General features: G+C 42.9%; 23 protein-coding genes. 12 read left to right on the forward strand and 11 right to left on the reverse strand.

All coding sequences use genetic code 11. The features are described 5' to 3' along the window. Positions 1-23: 23 nt before the first annotated feature. The 5 genes from ICE89_RS11130 to ICE89_RS11150 form a co-directional block, all read right to left on the reverse strand. Positions 24-719 (reverse strand): nitroreductase, encoded by a 696-nt coding sequence (locus ICE89_RS11130; protein ID WP_216262584.1) that lies wholly within the window; start codon positions 717-719, stop codon positions 24-26. A gap of 31 nt (positions 720-750) precedes the next feature. Further along, entirely contained in the window at positions 751-2,937 is a 2,187-nt protein-coding gene (locus tag ICE89_RS11135) for an OsmC domain/YcaO domain-containing protein (protein WP_216265930.1), read from the reverse strand. Between the two features lie 81 nt (positions 2,938-3,018). Further along, positions 3,019-4,272 carry a DASH family cryptochrome gene (locus ICE89_RS11140; protein WP_216265931.1) on the reverse strand — a complete coding sequence of 418 codons (1,254 nt, stop codon included), beginning with the start codon at positions 4,270-4,272 and terminating at the stop codon, positions 3,019-3,021. Continuing rightward, positions 4,269-5,672: an exonuclease domain-containing protein gene (locus ICE89_RS11145; protein ID WP_216265932.1), complete on the reverse strand. Its 1,404-nt coding sequence runs from the start codon at positions 5,670-5,672 to the stop codon at positions 4,269-4,271. Before ICE89_RS11145 ends, ICE89_RS11140 begins: the two co-directional genes overlap by 4 nt. Positions 5,673-5,692: 20 nt before the next feature. Next, positions 5,693-6,280 carry an Rrf2 family transcriptional regulator gene (locus ICE89_RS11150; RefSeq protein ID WP_215310667.1) on the reverse strand — a complete coding sequence of 196 codons (588 nt, stop codon included), beginning with the start codon at positions 6,278-6,280 and terminating at the stop codon, positions 5,693-5,695. An 89-nt stretch (positions 6,281-6,369) separates the two neighbouring features. Between ICE89_RS11150 and ICE89_RS11155 the strand changes: the two genes are divergently transcribed. Further along, the gene (locus ICE89_RS11155; RefSeq protein WP_215310668.1) at positions 6,370-6,861 is read left to right on the forward strand and encodes a hypothetical protein; all 492 of its coding nucleotides are present in this window, start codon (positions 6,370-6,372) and stop codon (positions 6,859-6,861) included. Here ICE89_RS11155 and ICE89_RS11160 read toward each other — a convergent pair. Then, positions 6,853-7,281, reverse strand: coding sequence for a DUF2244 domain-containing protein (locus ICE89_RS11160; protein WP_216265933.1), 429 nt, complete (start codon positions 7,279-7,281; stop codon positions 6,853-6,855). The genes ICE89_RS11155 and ICE89_RS11160 overlap by 9 nt on opposite strands. Before the next feature lie 33 nt (positions 7,282-7,314). Continuing rightward, the gene (locus ICE89_RS11165) at positions 7,315-7,464 is read right to left on the reverse strand and encodes a hypothetical protein (RefSeq protein WP_216265934.1); all 150 of its coding nucleotides are present in this window, start codon (positions 7,462-7,464) and stop codon (positions 7,315-7,317) included. A gap of 132 nt (positions 7,465-7,596) precedes the next feature. On the opposite strand from ICE89_RS11165, the gene ICE89_RS11170 reads away from it, so the two are divergent. From ICE89_RS11170 to ICE89_RS11180, 3 genes are read left to right on the forward strand one after another with little or no spacing between them, the layout of a single operon-like run. After that, positions 7,597-8,238: an LON peptidase substrate-binding domain-containing protein gene (locus tag ICE89_RS11170; RefSeq protein ID WP_215310671.1), complete on the forward strand. Its 642-nt coding sequence runs from the start codon at positions 7,597-7,599 to the stop codon at positions 8,236-8,238. A 4-nt stretch (positions 8,239-8,242) separates the two neighbouring features. Further along, positions 8,243-9,103, forward strand: coding sequence for an oxygenase MpaB family protein (locus tag ICE89_RS11175; RefSeq protein WP_216265935.1), 861 nt, complete (start codon positions 8,243-8,245; stop codon positions 9,101-9,103). Positions 9,104-9,121: 18 nt separating this feature from the next. Next, positions 9,122-9,499 (forward strand): DUF4149 domain-containing protein, encoded by a 378-nt coding sequence (locus ICE89_RS11180; RefSeq protein WP_216265936.1) that lies wholly within the window; start codon positions 9,122-9,124, stop codon positions 9,497-9,499. A gap of 9 nt (positions 9,500-9,508) precedes the next feature. On the opposite strand, the gene ICE89_RS11185 is transcribed toward ICE89_RS11180, so the two are convergent. Then, on the reverse strand, positions 9,509-9,691 hold the full coding sequence (locus ICE89_RS11185) for a hypothetical protein (RefSeq protein ID WP_216265937.1): 183 nt from the start codon (positions 9,689-9,691) through the stop codon (positions 9,509-9,511). An 80-nt stretch (positions 9,692-9,771) separates the two neighbouring features. Between ICE89_RS11185 and ICE89_RS11190 the strand changes: the two genes are divergently transcribed. The 3 genes from ICE89_RS11190 to ICE89_RS11200 are packed head-to-tail and all read left to right on the forward strand — an operon-like array spanning position 9,772 to position 11,798. Continuing rightward, a complete protein-coding gene (locus tag ICE89_RS11190) occupies positions 9,772-10,401 on the forward strand; it encodes an alpha-ketoglutarate-dependent dioxygenase AlkB (RefSeq protein WP_216265938.1) in 630 nt (209 codons plus the stop codon). After that, entirely contained in the window at positions 10,394-11,401 is a 1,008-nt protein-coding gene (locus ICE89_RS11195; RefSeq protein WP_216265939.1) for an NAD(P)/FAD-dependent oxidoreductase, read from the forward strand. The genes ICE89_RS11190 and ICE89_RS11195 overlap by 8 nt, the downstream gene beginning before the upstream one ends. A gap of 10 nt (positions 11,402-11,411) precedes the next feature. Then, positions 11,412-11,798 carry a dihydroneopterin aldolase gene (locus tag ICE89_RS11200; RefSeq protein WP_216861994.1) on the forward strand — a complete coding sequence of 129 codons (387 nt, stop codon included), beginning with the start codon at positions 11,412-11,414 and terminating at the stop codon, positions 11,796-11,798. A gap of 36 nt (positions 11,799-11,834) precedes the next feature. On the opposite strand, the gene ICE89_RS11205 is transcribed toward ICE89_RS11200, so the two are convergent. Continuing rightward, complete coding sequence (locus ICE89_RS11205; RefSeq protein WP_216265940.1) at positions 11,835-12,521, reverse strand: cupin domain-containing protein; 687 nt, start codon at positions 12,519-12,521, stop codon at positions 11,835-11,837. 158 nt (positions 12,522-12,679) lie between these two features. Here ICE89_RS11205 and ICE89_RS11210 point away from each other — a divergent pair, with 158 nt between their 5' ends. After that, positions 12,680-13,375, forward strand: a complete 696-nt coding sequence (locus ICE89_RS11210) for an SDR family NAD(P)-dependent oxidoreductase (RefSeq protein ID WP_216265941.1) — start codon at positions 12,680-12,682, stop codon at positions 13,373-13,375. Positions 13,376-13,429: 54 nt separating this feature from the next. Here ICE89_RS11210 and ICE89_RS11215 read toward each other — a convergent pair whose 3' ends face one another. Further along, complete coding sequence (locus tag ICE89_RS11215) at positions 13,430-13,711, reverse strand: DUF427 domain-containing protein (protein ID WP_216265942.1); 282 nt, start codon at positions 13,709-13,711, stop codon at positions 13,430-13,432. Positions 13,712-13,806: 95 nt separating this feature from the next. On the opposite strand from ICE89_RS11215, the gene egtD reads away from it, so the two are divergent. The 4 genes from egtD to ICE89_RS11235 are packed head-to-tail and all read left to right on the forward strand — an operon-like array spanning position 13,807 to position 17,771. Further along, positions 13,807-14,754: an L-histidine N(alpha)-methyltransferase gene (gene egtD, locus ICE89_RS11220; protein WP_216265943.1), complete on the forward strand. Its 948-nt coding sequence runs from the start codon at positions 13,807-13,809 to the stop codon at positions 14,752-14,754. Continuing rightward, positions 14,744-15,982 carry an ergothioneine biosynthesis protein EgtB gene (egtB, locus tag ICE89_RS11225; protein ID WP_216265944.1) on the forward strand — a complete coding sequence of 413 codons (1,239 nt, stop codon included), beginning with the start codon at positions 14,744-14,746 and terminating at the stop codon, positions 15,980-15,982. The genes egtD and egtB overlap by 11 nt, the downstream gene beginning before the upstream one ends. After that, on the forward strand, positions 15,972-17,108 hold the full coding sequence (locus ICE89_RS11230; protein WP_216265945.1) for a MalY/PatB family protein: 1,137 nt from the start codon (positions 15,972-15,974) through the stop codon (positions 17,106-17,108). The genes egtB and ICE89_RS11230 overlap by 11 nt, the downstream gene beginning before the upstream one ends. A 6-nt stretch (positions 17,109-17,114) precedes the next feature. Beyond that, positions 17,115-17,771: a DsbA family oxidoreductase gene (locus ICE89_RS11235; RefSeq protein ID WP_216265946.1), complete on the forward strand. Its 657-nt coding sequence runs from the start codon at positions 17,115-17,117 to the stop codon at positions 17,769-17,771. 291 nt (positions 17,772-18,062) lie between these two features. Here ICE89_RS11235 and ICE89_RS11240 read toward each other — a convergent pair whose 3' ends face one another. After that, positions 18,063-19,100: an STAS-like domain-containing protein gene (locus tag ICE89_RS11240; RefSeq protein ID WP_216265947.1), complete on the reverse strand. Its 1,038-nt coding sequence runs from the start codon at positions 19,098-19,100 to the stop codon at positions 18,063-18,065. Positions 19,101-19,253: the final 153 nt, after the last annotated feature.

The raw sequence follows: 19,253 nt of genomic DNA on the forward strand, positions 1-19,253 counted from the left end.
TAGCAATAAAGGGTTAGGCGTTCCTACTTTACCCAGGTGGTAAATTCCTCTGCACTGACTCTAGGAGTGTGAAAACTGTTCACTAATGCGTTTTTGTCGGCATATCCAAGTGCCATACCGCACACAAGCATCTCGTTCTCTTTCGCACCAATGCAAGGCAGGATGATCTTTGCATAGTCATTCCATGCCGCTTGTGGACAAGTATCCAAGCCCTCACCTCTGGCTGCAACCATCATGTTCTGCAAGAACATTCCATAGTCAAGCATCGAGCCCCTACCAAGCTCTTTATCGATAGTGAAGAAGATGCAAACTGGCGCACCAAATGCCTCAAAGTTTTTTCGATGCTGAGCATGCATCTTATCTTTATCGCCTTTAGTAATCCCTAATAAACCATACAGGCCCCAACCGTTTTCACGACGCCTGTCTATATAAGGGCTAAACCATTTTGTGGGGTAATAGTCGTAGGCGGATTGATATTCTTTTGCTAAATCGGGATTGAGTGCAATGTCATCATAAGCAGCGCATACCTTTTTGCATAAATCATCAAGAGCTTTGCCTTCTACAACATAGGCCTTCCAAGGTTGCGTATTAGTACCGGAGGGTGCACGCGCAGAAATATTGAGTAACTTGAGCACGGTCTCTTTGGTGACGGCTTCTTTTGTAAACGCTCTTACCGACATACGCGAGGTAATTGCCTCGGCTGGAGTTAATGTCTGCATAAAGATTCCTTAGCTTTATTTAGGTTTAGCGCTACTTAGCTCTTGCTTTATGTAGCTTCCGATAACTATCGATTAAACGATGATGCCTATCTAGCCCCTCTAACTTCATGCTCGTTGGCGTTAAACCATAGAAAAGCACGCTTCCATCGATTGAACCCAAAACGGCATCCATCCTAGCATCACCATACATACGGCGGAAGTTCGATTCATAGTCTGCCATCTCCAATTCATCATCTAAGTGAACTTCAAGGGCAGCATCTAGAGCTTGGTAAAACAATTTACGCTCTACTGTATTGTCGTTGTACTGAAGAAAAGCGCCCACTAGCTCATGTGCTTCCTCAAATTGCTTTAGCGCAAGATGAATCAACAGCTTTAACTCCAGAATAGTAAGTTGGCCCCAAACGGTATTCTCATCAAACTCAATGCCAATTAATGTGGCGATGTCTCCATACTCATCTAGTTCGTTATTTTCCAAACGATCCAGAAGTGCAGTTAAGCTAGCATCATCTAGTTGGGATAAATTGAGAATATCCTTGCGGAACAGTAAAGACTTATTAGTGTTGTCCCAAATCAAATCTTCAATTGGGTAGACTTCAGAGTATCCTGGGACTAAGATTCGACAAGCTATTGCGCCCAGTTGATCATAGACAGCTACATAAGCCTCTTTGCCAATCGCTTTCAGAATACCAAACAGAGTTTGGGCTTCTTTAGCATTCGAATCCTCGCCCTTGCTAGAAAAATCCCACTCTACGAATTCATAATCTGATTTAGAGCTAAAGAAACGCCAGGATACAATGCCGCTGGAATCAATAAAGTGCTCAACAAAGTTGTTCGGCTCAGTCACGGCCTCGCTGGCGAAAGTAGGCGGGGGCAAATCATTCAAGCCCTCTAAGCTGCGCCCCTGCAATAGCTCAGTCAAACTTCTCTCTAAGGCAACTTCAAGGCTTGGGTGAGCACCAAAAGAGGCGAAGACGCCCCCTGTTCTTGGGTTCATTAAGGTGACGCACATCACTGGATAAACTCCGCCAAGTGATGCATCTTTAACTAGTACCGGAAAGCCCTGCTCTTCCAAGCTCTGAATACCAGCCAGAATGCTGGGATATTTCAAGAGCACTTCTTGCGGTACATCCGGCAATGCAATTTCGCCTTCCAAAATTTCACGCTTTACTGCTCGCTCAAAAATCTCTGACAAGCACTGCACCTGCGCTTCAGCTAGTGTGTTGCCAGCGCTCATCCCATTACTGACGAACAGATTCTCAATCAAGTTAGATGGAAAATACACAGTCTTGCCGTCCGATTGCCGCACATACGGCAATGAACAGATGCCACGCTCTACATTACCGGAATTAGTATCCACTAGATGCGAAGCCTTTAGCTCTCCATCTGGGTTATAAATGTTTTGAGAGTATTCATCTAGAATTTCAGTGGGCAATGCATCTTTCTTACCTGGCTTGGACCAACGCTCATTGGGGTAATGCACAAACTCTGCATTGGCAATATCCTCACCCCAATACGCGCCGGCATAAAAATGGTTATTACTCAAGCGCTCGATATACTCGCCCAGAGCAGAAGCCAAAGCACTTTCCTTGGTTGCACCTTTACCATTGGTAAAGCACATCGGGGAATGCGCATCACGTATATGCAAGGACCATACATTCGGAATCAGGTTGCGCCACGACGCGATTTCGATCTTAATACCCAGGTTAGCCAAAAGACCTGACATATTGGCAATGGTTTGCTCTAGGGGCAGATCTTTACCCAGAATACGGGTGCTAGCGCTAACGTCAGGCCTTAAGGTCAATAGACTCTGCGCATCAGCATCAAGATTGGCAACCTGCTCAATAACAAACTCGGGGCCTTCCTGTACTACCTTCTTAACTGTACAGCGCTCAATTGAGCGGAGAATACCTTGTCGATCAGTTGCCGAAATATCGGCCGGCAGCTCAACTTGAATCTTAAAGATTTGTTTGTAGCGATTTTCTGGATCAACAATATTGTTTTGCGATAGACGGATATTCTCAGTAGAAATATTCCGCGTCTCGCAATACAGCTTTACAAAGTAAGCTGCGCATAAAGCAGATGAAGCTAAAAAGTAATCAAATGGCCCTGGCGCAGAACCATCGCCTTTATATCGAATGGGCTGGTCAGCAATGACTGTGAAGTCATCAAACTTTGCCTCTAAACGAAGCTTATCGAGAAAGTTGACCTTAATTTCCATAGAGATGATTCCAAAATAGTGCAAAAAATGTTGTGAGCACTATTATCCATCCCGGAACCAACTGCAGAATGCCTTTGAAGGCTAAGTCAGCCACATTTGGCGATATATGCCATCCGGATCATGATCTTGGGTTTGCTTGGCTACATTAAAAGGTCTGCCTCCCCTAGGATCGGTGCCTTTTCCGGCAATATATAACCAATTACCTTGATTACTATAAACATCATAGTCAATCAATTGAGATTCAAACCAGGCACAACCTGCTTGCCAATCACCCTTCATGTCATAAATCCAATAGCTCGCCACAACTTGACGCATACGATTAGATAGGTAGCCTGTTTTTTTCAATTCACACATACCAGCATCGACAAGTGATTCCCCAGTATTACCAGATGACCATTTGTAGAATTTTTCAGAATCAAATTGATTGCTAGGCACCTTACTTAACCCTTGAGAGCAATAAAGCTTTTTGCCATACTTAAAGTGCAGAAACCGGAAGTAGTCTCTCCAAAGCAGCTCAAACCAAAGCCAGTAGGTTCCATCATTTGCCCCATAGCAAAATTCATAATCTGCTAATTTCTTTGCAATGGAACCCGCAGAGCAACAACCATGCGCTAGCCATGGGGAGAATTTGCTAGAGTAATTCATACCAATCAGCTCATTACGCGTTTGCTTGTAAGTATCAGGAAGGCGTCGCTCAAAATATTGCTGAATATGGGTATGAGCACTCCGCTCCCCACCCCAAAACTTATTGCCGCTAGACAAAATATTTCTGCCCAATACCTTGATGGAGGTCAGCTCAATAGCTGGTAGCGAAGGAATACTCTTGGGAGCATGCACGGGAATAGCAAACCGTAATTTTTGTTTTTCGACTTGTTGGCGAAATTGGGTAAAGACATCTGGCATCTCTTGTAATGAAAATGGCAAGTCTAGAGGATCCAACATGCTGGATTGCCATAGTGGATTCGTCTTAAAACCAGCACTACTTAATAGAGCCACTTGCTCCAACTCTTCGGGCGCATGAATTTGTTCACAATAAATGATGTCTACATCAATCAGCGCTTTTAACTTCTCAAACACGTCTAGGACATCACCGGTCATTTCAAATAAGTCTGACCCTAAGTCTCGAAGCTGGCTGCGCAATTCCTGTAAAGATTGATCCAAAAATACCTTGCGATGTTCCCCTATCCTCGGAAATCCCCATGCAGTATCTTGTTCTAAGCTGGGCTGATGAATATAGACTGGTAGCAGATGATCAACTGACTTACACGCCTGCAAAAACGATGGATTATCTTCTAAGCGGAGATCATTTCTAAACCAATAGATTGCAGTTGTCATTTATCTGCACCAATCTGAATTACTTGACTCCTATAGGCATCCGATAGCGCTTTTTTGACTATCTTATAGATGTCGAGATCAAATTCCGCATCACCTGACTGCGCCAACTCATAAAGCTCATCCTGATTAATCGCAGTACCCAAGTAGCACCATTTATCAACTACGATCATCTCGCCGCCCTCTTTAATGGCAATGGCTCCAGAATACGGCCAAACCTGAACCTTAAAAAGTTCCATGGCTGTTTTTAACTGCAAATTATGTAAGGCAATCGAGGCAAGATTGATGCAGGTCCCGCTGCATTGCTTTACTTGATAGCCAAAGCAAGATTTACCCTCAATACGCCTCTCTAGACCAAGCAAGGCCTCGCATAAATGATATTTCTTAGCCACTGCCTTCAAATAAGAATGCGCTTCTCGCTTGCTGTAAAACAAGCCGTATAAATTATCTTGCAATCCAGGAGCTAAATGATGATGGGTCACCAAAGAAGGAACCAGGATTCCGGCAACATCCTCTGCCAGGCTCCAGGCACACAGATCCTTAGATTTACGCAGTTTAATATTGAGAGAGGGCATACGCTCTTTTATCAATCTCGATTCGAGAATTAAGGCGCCCAGCTCTCCACTCGTTTCGATCCAATCAATATCTCGAACCTGTAAAGAAAGTTTCATTTCTTTACGTTGCGTTAAAGCGCCCTGAAAGTGCCCCATCACCCTACTCCGCAAGGAAATACTTTTGCCAATATAAAGAGGGGTCTTATTTTCCCCGTAAAAGATATAGCAACCTGGGCCATCGGGTATGGAGTCAATTACACCCTGGTCTATGTTAGGGGGAAGACTAGCATTGCCAATGAGTTGGTTTATCGCCTCATTTAACTTTTCTTGCCCAAACCTTGACTCACACACACGCCAAAATTGAAGCAATAAATCAGCATCCCCTAGTGCACGATGTCTAGCACTTACCTTAAGTCCATGCGTACTAATGATGGTGTCGAGGTTATGACGTGGCTGATCTGGGAAAAGTAATCGAGATAGCTTTACGGTACATAAAACTTTAGGCTTAAAGTCAATGCCAACCCGCTTAAAAGAGGCCTTGATAAAACCATAATCAAAGCGAGCGTTATGAGCGACAAATATTTTTCCTTCCAGCTCTTTGTTTAAATCCTCTGCAAGCTCAGAAAAACAAGGCTGCCCTTGTACCATTGATGGCGAAATGCCAGTCAGTCTTTGAATATTTTGCGGGATATAGGTTTGAGGATCAATCAACTTTTCCCATATATAAATTTGATTACCCGCCAGGGTTTTAATGCCAATTTCAGTAATGCGATCACGATCGAAGTGAGACCCTGTGGTTTCAATATCTACAAAAGCTAAATCGGGGTAAGGGCTACGCTGACTGTTCACGCTAGAAATGTTAATTCCATTTAGCTTGCAGATGAACCTCTATTCAGATAGTCAGCAAAACTAAAAATAGAGTTTGGCCCGCGAGGCACATCCTCAACTTTTTTAAAGCTTGTTTTAACAACCTTTTGAGTTTCGCCTTTTTTCTTTTTTTCGTGACTAGGGTTGGCTTGCTTTTCTATTAGCAAGTATGGCTTTCGCTCTGGCGCAGTTTGAACTTCACTAAAGCGTGGAATGTAATCTTTAATAGCAGAGGCTAGCGTCACATTAGAGATGCAGCTCATCATGTAGGTTTCAAGTGATTGATAGAGCTCTTTAGCAATATCCGATACCTCCACTTTTTTCTTCTTAATTAGGTTCATTGCTAGAACGATATCCTTGATGGTAATAATTCTAGGATCCTTTGAAAGTTGATACCCGCCTGCCCGACCTCTAACTGCAGTCACAAGACCCGACTCCCTTAGTGGACGCAGCAAAAGTTCGATACGACTGACTGATATATGCTGTCTTTTTGCTATCTCTGGAGCAGGGACAAGCTGCCCATTAGCTGAATGGCTTGCAATATCTACGAGGGTATTGAGAGCTACCCTGACTGCTTTGGTGACTTCCATGGGATTTTCGGCATAAAAGTTAGATTGAGGCTAGTATGAAACTGATCCGAAAAGTGTGCTGCAGCGCATTAATTAACCCTATCTAACTTATGGTTGAAATAACTAGACCCCAGCACCCCCTTACCCATCGGCTACTTCGCTTTCTAGCCTGCATTCTGGCCGGCGGAATCATTTCTCAAGCCATAAGCTGCCTAGCGGCTTATTTATTAATTAGCGATTCACAAGCTGCGGGTATGGTGGCGCACATAGTAGTTCAGCAACTTTCCTACTACTTTTTAGGATGTGCGTTCGCAATCTTAAGCATTGCCAACATTCTCATTAAAAGGGGTTCGTCTCCACTTAAAAATATCCGCCTACTTTTACTAATACTGATGATGGCAGTTGCAGTGGTAAGTTTTCTTCTCATACCGCGCATGGATTACTTGAGGGAAACAGCGCTAATAGATGGTATGCCAGTCATGCTCTCGCCGTTTGCCAACTACTTTCAGGTTTTGAATATCTTAGTGCTGATGCTGCTGTTAACGCAGATCATTGCCGGCATCCTGGTGGCATGGCGCCTGACTAAATCAGAATCAACCTAGATACGCTCGAACCGCAGCAATCAAGGGTATCTGCTGCTCTGGTCTTAGAAACTGACCCAGCTCTATGCGTAGGCTTGATTGGCTGATGTGAAAGAATTTCGAGCCTTCCGATGGCAATTCAATTTTGGCCCACTGCGTATTCAGCTCATACACAGTCTCTTTGTAGCCAATGAATTTTTTGACCAGAAGACGTTTGTCATCAATCTCAATCGTTTCACAATCTAACGCATGTCTACAGTAAATTAGAAATCCGAGCGTTACCGCACAAAGCTCCAAAGCTGTAAAAATGGGAATGACCCATACTCCCGCCAAAAAGAACCCAGTTGCAACTGTTAGCGAGAGACAAACTAGAACAATATAGAACTTGAGGAGCTGCTTAGGAGTCAGCGCGCAGTTTCTGCGCATTTGCCAGCGCTTCATATTGATGTAGTTCTGGAAATGACTAGTGAGAACCTATTGGCCTTTACTACGCTCTTGAGATTTCGCTAACTGGTCGGCGCTTCTTTGTTGAAAATCCACCATGGAGTGATACCCCATTTGATAACAAGGGCAATGCTTACCCAGAATCCAGCGAGCGAGTTTGACACGAAGTTTTTGGATCATTTTTACCTCTTATTGGTGAACCTCAAATGTAAACGGAAAATGCATTTATTGCTGAGCGCAGATTAAAACTGGGGGGTATTTACCGCGAGATTCGCGTCAGCAAAAATTATTCAAATCCATTACATTGATTACATGACTAATTTAGACTCCACCACTCGAAAAATACCGCTATTCCCATTGGGAACCGTACTATTTCCGGACGGCGTAATTGCCCTCAAGATCTTTGAGGCACGCTACCTCGACATGATTAAGACATGCTTGCGTGAAAAAACAGAATTTGGCGTTGTTAGCATCATGAAAGACCAGGACTCCAAAGAAGATTCGCCCCTGGTTTTCTCCCAAATCGGAACTCTGGCTCTTATTGAAGATTTTGACCCTATTCAACCCGCCTTGTATATGACTAAGTCATCTGGAACGCAGCGCTTTAAGCTTCTTCATAGCCAACAAGAGGCTAATGGTCTGTGGATTGGTGAAATTGAGCTTCTAGCGAATGATCCCGTTACCCCTATCCCTGAAGAACATCAAAAGGTTGTGAAACTATTGAATGAAATTATTTCAGTGATTCAAAGTGAAGATTTATTAGAGGAGTCCCCGTTTAAGAAACCCTTCAAAACAGATGACTGCGGCTGGGTGTCTAATCGCCTTGCAGAACTGTTACCCATCTCCTTGGCCCAAAAGAACCATCTACTAGCCCAAACTAATCCCAGAATCAGACTTGACCTAGTTACGGAAATTATTGAAGACGATGGCTTAAGCAATCTCATGCTGCACTAAATCCATGCTTGATGAGCTTATTCGCAAAACGATTCGTGAAATGGTGGGCGGTGGTGGGCCCCCGGTTGCCTTTCTAACGCCAGCAGGCGATCGCGGCCTCTTTGGCCCGGAATCTATTGTCTGGAAAGTTCATGCGGACTTTATTTCAATGATGATTGGCGGCATTAGCTCGCTGATCATGCAAGCTCTTCATCCACAAGCCTTAGCAGGAGTATGGGATCACTCTAGCTTTAGAGAGGACCTTAAAGGTAGGCTCGGTAGAACGGCTTTCTTCATTGCCGCTACCACCTATGGATCAAATGAGATGGCAGAAAAAATTATTGAAAGGGTTAATCAGATTCATGCAAAGATTAATGGCTTTGATGAATTCGGAAAACCATATTCGGCTACCGATCCACACCTACTAGCTTGGGTTCATCTCACAGAAACGCATAGCTTTATGCAGGCTTTTGAAGACTATAGAAATGAAAAGCTTAGCTCACAAGACAAGGATCAATACTTTGTTGAAATGAAATCCCTAGGCGAAAGAATGGGCGCCCATAATTTGCCCGTCACCTATGCTAAAACAGATAGTGCAATTCAACACTATATTCCTGAGCTTTACTTTGGAGAACGCGCAAAAAGTATCCTCGATTTGCTCGAGAACTTTCCTAGTAAGCTTGCTGCAAAGCCCTTTATCAAACTCATTACTCGTGCCGGCTATCTAAACCTGCCGGATTGGGTCTACCCATTTATCAAAAGGCCAACTCCTAGCCTGATTGAGCGCTTAGCAGTGAAAAAGAGTGTCGATTTAATTTCAGTACCGATTCGCGAGGCCCTTAAGGATGGGGTGGCCGCCCACTCGCTCCGTAGAGTTTATGGATAATTTATTTGGGAAGACGTCATGATCACTAATTACCTGATATCGGCTATGGTTGGCATCATGCTTTTCTTTACTATCGTTGTAGCCCCAACTGTTTTTAAGGTGCTACCCACTGAATGGTCTGGCAAGTATGTTCGCAACTTCTTTCCCAAGTACTATGCTTGCCTAGGCCTGATTACCACTGCCTGCATTTTTACCGTGGCTGATGGAGATAGCAAGATTTTATTGGCGATCTGCGCACTACTATTTGCCTTTACCCTCTTCTACCTGACTGGAAAAATTAATGAGGCCAAAGATCAGGGCAAAAGTCGTCACTTTCATTTATTGCATGGTGCAAGCGTTGTTATCAACCTATTTCAGTTGATTATTTTTATTTATCTTTTAGTCAAACTGTCATGAATATACGGATTACTCGGATTGGGGATTAACCTTATTTGGATCTGACTCCCCAACCTTATCTTGCTTGATTGGTAAATTTAAACTGGGGGCGGACATTTTTTCGCCATCCCAAACTTGGCCACACCAACACTCACCTGCATCATTAATGATGCATACACCTGAGCCACAGCAACGCTTATCTGGAGTCTTCATAAATTAGCCTAATCAAAAAATTGAAATTAAGACTATTCTAGGGTTTTTATGAAACTAGCGCTTAATCTTGCAACCGGTAAATGATGCAAAGCACTTTATTTGAAACCTCCCGCGGTGATCATGCCGTAGATATATTGCTAAAGGATGGGGGCGCTCGCTACTACCCCAAGGTATTTACCGAACAAGATTGCAAGGCATTGATGAACCGGCTTCAGACCTCACTTAAATGGGAGCCAGAACAACTCATGATGTTTGGGAAGTTAGTGACTACTCGGCGTAAAGTTGCTTGGGTTGGGGATCCTCAGTGCAGCTATACCTATTCTGGGGTAAAAAAGATCCCGCAAGCATGGACGTCTGAGCTCGTCTTGATTAAAGAAAAGCTAGAAGAAATATCACAAGCCCAATTTAATTCTTGCTTACTCAATCTCTACCATGATGGAAGCGATGGCATGGGTTGGCATAGTGATAATGAAAAAGAGCTTGATCCCTTATCACCCATTGCATCCCTCAGTCTTGGGGCGCAGCGCAAATTTGCCTTTCGCCATAAAAAGGACAAAGAAACGATTTCTCTTTTTTTAGAGAATGGTAGCGCCCTCATCATGCGTCCACCCACTCAAGAATTTTGGCAACACGCTTTGCTGAAAACAAAAATCGTATCCGATATGCGCATTAATCTGACCTTTCGAAAAATAGCTCTTTGTGATGAATAAGCTCAAACCAAAACTATCTGTAGCAATCATAGGTGCAGGCTTAGCAGGCCTTAGTTGTGCCGATAGATTGCAAACGCTAGGCTTTCAAGTCCATGTTTATGAAAAGAGTCGCGGACCAAGCGGTCGAATGAGCACTCGTCATGGTGAAGGTTGGTCGGCAGATCATGGGGCTCAATATTTCACAGCAAGAGATCCAGTGTTTATTGAAGCGCTCAATACATGGATTAAGGCAGGCGTAGCCGCCAACTGGAATCCATGCTTATCTATATATGAAGGTGAGCAATGGCGAGAGGGGAATTCCACCGAGCATCGCTATGTGGGTGTGCCTGCCATGAACTCACCCGGTCAATATTTAGCCAAGACCATATCTATTGAGTTTAATCAGACTATCGATAAAATTTACCGGCAAGATGGGAAATGGTTTCTCCATGGCCTAGAGAATGGTGAAATTACCCAATCCTTTGATTACTTAGTATTAGCGATTCCTTCACCTCAGAGCTACGCTCTTGCCAAATTAGTAGACCACTCCATTGGAGCAATTTGCTCTAGCGTAAATATGCAAGGCTGTTGGACGGTGATGGCACGGTTCTCAGATAAAGAGAATATGCCATTTGATGCCGCCTTCATTAATGGTGGAATCATTAGCTGGATCTCTCGGAATAATTCCAAGCCTGGACGCACTGGCCAAGAGGCCTGGACAATACATGCAAACCCCCAATGGAGTCAGCAATGGATTGAGCTAAATAAAGAGGAGGCTAGCAAGCGAATCCTAGAATCCGCAAAGAAGCTTGGACTTAATTGTCAGAATGCTGAAATTTCTATTCATCGCTGGCGTTACGCAAGCGGAGCAATTAATACAGAAATGGGATTTATTCTGAATGAAGGTAGCAAGCTCAATCTGTGTGGCGACTGGCTCAATGGTGGCAGAGTTGAGGGAGCCTGGTTAAGTGGCTACAAACTAGCAAATGCAATGAATATTTCAGCAGAAACGAACCCATAAGGACCGTATTATGTCGACTAAGGCATCTATCGAATTACGAGATCTAAAACTCCAAACCCAGATTGGTACATACAAAACCGATGACATCATCCCTCATAGTCATTTATTGGATCTCACACTTTGGATTGACTCGAATCTCGTGTTTATTTCCGAGGACAAGATGAGTAATGTCTTTGATTACGACCCTCTTGTACTTGAGATTACGAGGCTAGCTAGTAATTGTCATTATGAAACTCAGGAAAGACTGATGAGTAGAATCACCGAAGCCTGCGCTAGCTATCCTCAAATCCAATCACTAGAAATCGGCCTTAGAAAATCACCCGTTCACAATAACTCGGGCTCGCTTGGCGTTAGACTAAGTCTTGATGAGGAAGCTTTATTGCAATTAAGAAGCTAAATCTTATTTATTGATAAATTACTGCTGCAGTATTTATCAGCGATAGGAGGCGCCTTGCTTGCCATCACCACTATCCAAAAGATGCCCAGTTTTCACAAAGATAGTGCAGCCCTCTTTGCTAAACGGTTGATGCAGACTCATGTGAGGGCTCCTGATCCAAGAGCCGGCAGGATAGCGCCCATGCTCATCTTCAAACACCCCATCCACCACAAAGATTTCTTCGCCGCCGTAATGCTCATGCGGATTGAAATACGTTTGAGGCGCCCAACGCACTAAGGTTGAACCGCTACCTTGCTGCATGAGTGGCATCACATTTAGCCCAGGAACCATGCCCTGGTACCAAGGTGTAGTTTTGGTATCGATTACCTCTCGCACCACCTGATCTGGACCAAGATGCCGCAACTTCACAAAAAGAGTACAGCCAGACTTGCTAAATGGCGCATGAGAAGATCCCGGGGGATTCATGAGGTAAGTACCAGCAGGATAGTCACCTGTCTCATCGCTAAACACCCCATCTAAAACCAAGATCTCCTCACCAAATTCATGGGTGTGGGTTTTAAATTGGGTGCCAGGCTGATAGCGCACGATAGAAGTCGCTTTTGCCACCTCATCGCCTATACGGTCAAGTATGCGCCGCTCAACCCCTGGCTCAGAACTAGGGATCCAAGGCAAATCATGATGGTTAATGACGACTCGTTGGCTGTAATCAGAATGGATATTCACTTGGTATATTTTATATATGCAAACATCCCTAAGCATAGCAAGCTAATGGGATAGGCGCTTAAAGGAGAAAAAGGGGTGCATACCCTCTAATACAAACTACGCTACAGTCTCATGAATACACTGCACTTAGTTATTGATTATCGGTTTAAAAGGGTTTCATGAGCATACTTCCCAATCCATTTAGCGCACTTGTCATCGGAGCATCGGGGACTATTGGCTCCCATTTTGTAAAACTATTGGAGAGTGATACATCTTGCTCCAGAGTAATTGGCATTCATCGAAATTCTGATCATGCAATTGACTACTCTCAACCTGAAACTATTGAAGCCTCCGCAAGCAGTCTGGCTGAGTTGGGGCCATTTCAACTAATCATTAATACTATTGGTGTCTTGCACTCGGAACAATGGATGCCTGAAAAGAAATTAGATGATTTAAATTCAGCTCAACTGGCCGAGATGTTCAATACAAACACCATTGGTCCAGCCCTAACAATCAAGCATTTCTCAAAAGTCCTGGACCAAAAGCATGGAGTTATGGCAACCCTCTCTGCTAAAGTGGGCAGTATTGAAGATAATCGACTGGGTGGTTGGTATAGCTATAGAGCTTCAAAAGCCGCGCTCAACATGATCATCAAAACAGCCTCTATCGAATTTGCAAGAACCAAACCCAATATTGCTTTGATTGCTCTCCACCCCAGCACCGTGAAATCTGGATTGTCACAGCCTTTTCGTGGCCAACAAATCGGCAGAGATCCCTTAGAGGCTGTGACTGATATGTTCAACGTACTTGCGAATGTAAATAAGGAAGATTCAGGCAGCTTTCTGACTTACTCAGGAGAAAAACTGCCTTGGTAGCAATTAGAGCCCGTCTAGATTCATCTCGCTACAACACCTATAGGCAACTGAAAATTACTCAGTAACTTGAACACCCTTCCAAAATGCAATATACCCAGCAATATTATTTGCAGCTGATTTAGGCTCAGGATAATACCAAGCTGCATCCTTATTGGATTGGCCATTGACATCTACATCGTAGTAGCTGGCAGTGCCTTTCCAAGAGCACACAGTATGCTTTTCTGACTTCTTAAAAAACTGCATATTTAAGCTAGCAGATGGAAAGTAATGATTGCCCTCTACCACAATAGTTGCATTTGAATCAGCTAAAACTTCGTTATTCCAAATAGCTTTCATACCATCTCCTTGTGAAGATTTAGCATAAAGCAAATATTAACTTTATGCTGTATAAAGATTGACGACTTTAATATTTATTCTGTCATCAAAAATTCATGCAAATACCGACTTCTTCAGCAAATACCGCCGCAATTGACCATGACTTTATTCCTGAGATCGAATTGGGCTTGCTGGCTGAGAACGCCTCTATTTCTCCAAAGTTTTTATACGACCCCTTAGGGTCACACCTCTTTACTGCCATTACCCTATTGCCAGAGTACTACCCAAGCAATACTGAAAAAAATATTTTTACTCAATACCGTGATCAAATTTCACAAGCAGTAGGTATTGGTGGCACCTTGATCGATTTGGGCGCTGGAAATTGCCAAAAAGCAGAATCCTTTTTTGAATCTCTAAAACCTTCAAACTACCTGGCGATTGATTTTTCATCTGGGTATTTGCAAGATGCTTTAAATAAACTTTCGGGAAAATATCCGCATATTCTGATGCAATGCATTGGTATGGATTTTTCCAAGCAACTCATCATTCCCGACTCCATTGCCACGACTAAAAGGACATTCTTTTATCCAGGCTCCAGCCTTGGAAATTTCCTTCCATCAGAAGCACTTCATCTGCTGAGTCAAATCAAGAATCAAGCCAATGATGGCGGCTTGTTAATTGGCGTGGATTTGATGAAAGAGGATTCCGTGCTGATGGCAGCATATGATGACCCTCTAAAAGTAACGGCTGCTTTCAATCTTAATATTCTTCGGTCGATCAACTCGCATCTGAACTCTAATTTCAAGGTAGAGCAATTCAGACATATAGTCAAAGTAGATCATGTAGAAAATAGGGTTGAGCTTTATTTGGAAGCGCTCGAGAACGTGACAGTCTCATGGTCAGGAAAATCAAGGAAGTTCATACAGGGCGAATTGATTCATACAGAGAATTCACACAAGTACACTATTGAATCTATCAAGCAATTACTGATGAGCGCTGGTTTTGAAACCACACAAATCTGGACTGATCCCAAAAACTATTTCGCAGTGATATATGCAAAATAACCTTTCATATCAAGCCCCCTCAGCAGATGGGTTACTAGAGCAATTTCATAGCTCTAGAAAGTATTCTGTAGATCTCATTGCGAATTTGAGCGCTGAAGACTGCCAAGCACAGTCTATGGAAGATGTGAGCCCCACTAAATGGCACTTAGCACACGTCACTTGGTTTTATGAAGTAATGGTTTTGAGAGCCTTTGAAAAGAACTTTTCGTTTTGGAACCCTGAATTCGCTGTTTTATTTAATAGCTATTACAACGGGGTTGGGGATAAACATCCACGCAGTAAGCGCGGCCTGTTAACACGCCCCTCCCTCCAGCAAGTACTCGAATGGCGTAAAAATATTGAAGATCGAGTGCAGAGTCTCTTAAAAGAAAATTCCTCTGAAGAGCTACTATGGCTAATACAGCTTGGAATAAACCATGAGCAGCAACATCAAGAGTTGTTATTAACTGATATTCACCATCTTTTTTCAAACAACTCACTTTGGCCCATCTACACTCCTCAAAATAACGAACACTCCTCATTGGAGAAGCCATTTAAATGGATAGAGGGTATCAGTGGCCTAGTTCAAACTGGCTATAAAGGTAACGGGTTTCATTTTGATAACGAAGGCCCACAACATTCTGCGCTGAATCAAATCCATTCGATTGGCAATCGACTTGTCAATAATTTTCAGTGGCTACAATTTATTGAAGATGATGGCTACGATAATTTTCTATGGTGGTTAGATGCCGGATGGGCATGGCTTAAAGCGGAAAAGATTTCTGCTCCACTGTATTGGAATAAAGATAACGAAGGTCAGATGTTGCGCTTTTCGCTGAATGGCAATAACCCACTTGATCTGCAGGCGCCAGTATCGAATATTAGCTATTTTGAGGCAGATGCCTTTACGCGATGGGCTAATCAAAACCTTGCCGGCTTTGCTGGAGCCCGTCTACCCACTGAATTTGAATGGGAAGCGTTTGCTCAATTCCATTTTGAAGCTGATAACGATCTATTTGGCAAAGTATGGCAATGGACTAGTAGTAACTACACTCCCTATCCTGGCTATAAGCCATGGGGCGGAATTGCTGGTGAGTACAACGGTAAATTTATGGTCAATCAGATGGTGCTTAAAGGAAGTTCAGCTTACACACCTAAGGGTCACTCAAGAATTACTTATCGAAATTTTTTCCCAACACATGCACGTTGGCAAATGACGGGCTTAAGGCTTGCTAAAGATGGCATTTGATTTTGATACCCCTACCAATCGACTAAAGACAGACTCTATTCGCTGGGATATTACTCACAGCAAAGAGGTCCTTCCTTTATGGGTGGCAGATATGGATTTTAAATCCCCACCCTGCGTGATTCAAGCGCTGAACGATAGAGTGCAACAAGGAATTTACGGATATACCCATAGCCCCAATCAAATGAACAGGATGATTGCAGACTATTTGCAAGAACAATACCAATGGACCATAGATCCCGATTGGATTGTGATCCTCCCTAGCGTTGTTTCTGGACTTTATACAGTCGTCCAGCAACTCACCAGCAAAGATGATGGCGTTCTCGTTCCTAATCCTGTCTACCATCACTTACGTCTTGCTTGCACCACTGCCAATAGATCACTTCAAGAAATGCCACTGGTATTGAAGGAGGGTCGCTGGGTTTTGCCGAGTGATCTGTTTTCGGAAATTGTTAGTGCCAAGACTAAATTGGCCTTATTTTGCAACCCCCAAAATCCAGGCTCAACGGTATATACCAGAGATGAGCTAAAAGAATTTGGTAATTTTTGTGTTCAAAATGATTTATGGATTTGTTCGGATGAGATTCATGCAGGCCTTGTGCTGGCTGAAGACAGAAAACATATCCCGCTTGCAAGCATCAGTAAAGAAATCTCGGGGAGGACTGTTACCTTAATGTCCTTAAATAAGACCTTTAACTTCCCTGGCATCGGCCTCGCTTGGGCTATTGCGGAAAATCCAGAATTACGAAAAGCAATGCAGGTTGGCCTTCATCAAACCATTGCTCCACCCTCTTTGCTTGCCTATACAGCAACAATGGTAGCCATGAAGGAAGGTGAACCTTGGAGAAAAGCCTTAATTGAATACTTGAGAAAGAATCGGGCTTTGATTCAAGAAAGAATTGACAGCATTGCCAGATTAAGCCTGGACAAAATGGAAGGCAGCTATTTGGCCTGGATTGATTGCACTGAACTGAAGAACCAAAACCCCTATCAACTCCTCCTAGATGCTGGATTAGCCACTTCACCAGGTAGTCAATTTGGTAGAGATCAATTTGTCAGACTCAATTTTGGAACACAAAGAAGCCGATTAAATAACGCTTTAGATATTATTCAAAAGGCCTGCTCATAAAAACAGATGAAACCAATTATCAAAATAGACTTTGTATCCGATATCGCCTGCCCTTGGTGTGCTGTTGGCCTTGGTAATCTTAACCAGGCAATGGAAGAGCTAAAGGATAAAGTGGATTTTGAAGTTCACTTTCGTCCATTTGAGCTTAATCCAAATATGCCCAAAGGTGGTCAAGATGCCATTGAGCATCTCACTGAAAAGTATGGATTAACAGTAGACCAGGTCAAGGTTAATCAAGCCAACATTAGAAGTAAGGCATTAGAGGCTGGATTTGAGTTTCATCCAGAGGGCCGCAAACGGGTTTACAACACCTTTGATGCTCATCGCCTCCTCTATTGGGCGGCAAAAGAATATGACTTACAAAAGCAAGCCGCCCTAAAAGTGGAATTACTCAACACCTACTTCTGTCTTGCGGTCAATTTAGATGATCAAAAAAATCTAATCGATGCAGTAACTCGTGCTGGCTTAGACCCCCAAAGGGCGCAGGCAATTCTAAATGGCGATGAATTTACTCGCGAAGTCAGAGCAGAAAAAATGACCTATACAAAAGCAGGAATCAGCTCTGTTCCCTCGATCATTCTGAATGAGCAATACCTTTTACAAGGAGCGCAGCCTCCTGAGTCATTCGTAAATGCATTTGAGCAACTAATCCAAAAGAGTTAATAGATAAAACTCCACTATTACTGACGAGGGTTTGCTTTTCTGGTGGGCCCACTAGGACTTGAACCTGGGACCATAGGATTATTAGAGCAGACATCCAAAGAAAACTACTAGGATTTTAAGAGGCTACATCTCCTAAATATCGGTGTGTAGTGTTTTGTGTAGTGGATTTAATGAAACTATAAGAAGTGTTAGCTCACTCTTTAGTTTGAAAAATCAAAGAAATTTTAGAGTAACCGTTTCGCACTTCATTGCTCCAAAGTGCTTTTTAAAGGAGATATCACTAGGCAACTGCTATAGATTGCTTTGAGCAGCCTTAATCATTTTTTTAACCTCTAAGCTCTCATTAATAGGGTGAATGGTAATTTGCGGATTTTGCTTAACAAAAACGCGAAACACTTCATCTGCAAATGCCTGGCCAATTGACTCAACACCTTTAAAATCCAACAGCACAGTTTTGAAGCGATCTACACGATTTAAAATTCGTTTCGCTTGTGAGCGTGAAATAAGTTGACCGCCTTCGTAAAGAGCTAGCTTCACCGGAACAATAGTCTTATTAAACACATAATCCTCTTCTTCCGTTCCGCTAAAACTATCAAACACTTCACGTAAGGTTCTTTCGGAATTAAGCACTATTTTCATAACCACTCGAGTTCCCTTGTGACTCCTCTCGCTATCTAACAAGAAGTCCATGCCAGAACTATCAGCGTGCGTAAAGACTAAATCACCAGAGAAAATAAAGAATTCATCGAAAGCACGGGATGAGAAAAAGATTCCTTGCCCAGTATGATTTCGTGGATCGGTAGTGAGCTTTCCTTTGCTCAACTCCAAAATAGACTCGCGTGGATCATGTAATTTCAATAATCTAGCAATATGGTTAAAAATTCCCTCGCCATTATCAACAATTGATATTGAAACAAAATCAGGCGTTCTTTCTACATGAATATAGACCTCAGCACCTTCTGAATGATCAATGGCATTGTTTAGCATTTCAGTAAAACCGTAATGACAAATATTGGCAATTTCTTTTGGTAAGCCATTAAATATTTCACTAAAGTCTCGAGAGTAGACTTCAGACTCCTCTAATCCCTTTAATTTAAATATGCCATCATGAAATCGTTTTGCGCCCAACTGATAAGTACGGGCCTTAGTGCTTCCACTTGAGGCTAAAAATCCATCTTTTACCAACGCGGCAAAATGTGCATGAATAGCCTGCCTTGTAAGGCCGAACTTTTCTATTGCTGCATGTGCTAAATCTGACCTATTAGCCTTGACGCCATCGATCAAGTACTGACGAATCTCTTGGGAGCGTTTAGTTTTGGAAAATTTCATGTCAATTTTTGTAAAGTTTTATGGAATTATTGTAAAGATTTTTAATATTATTGTAAAGTTTTAAGAAGATCATTGCCAAGAAAAACACAAAAGTAGCACTTAGACCCGCTCTAAAACGCTCTTAAACCAGTTCACCCCTAAATCAAGCTGAGG

Source organism: Polynucleobacter sp. AP-Kaivos-20-H2 (assembly GCF_018882215.1).
GTDB lineage: Bacteria > Pseudomonadota > Gammaproteobacteria > Burkholderiales > Burkholderiaceae > Polynucleobacter.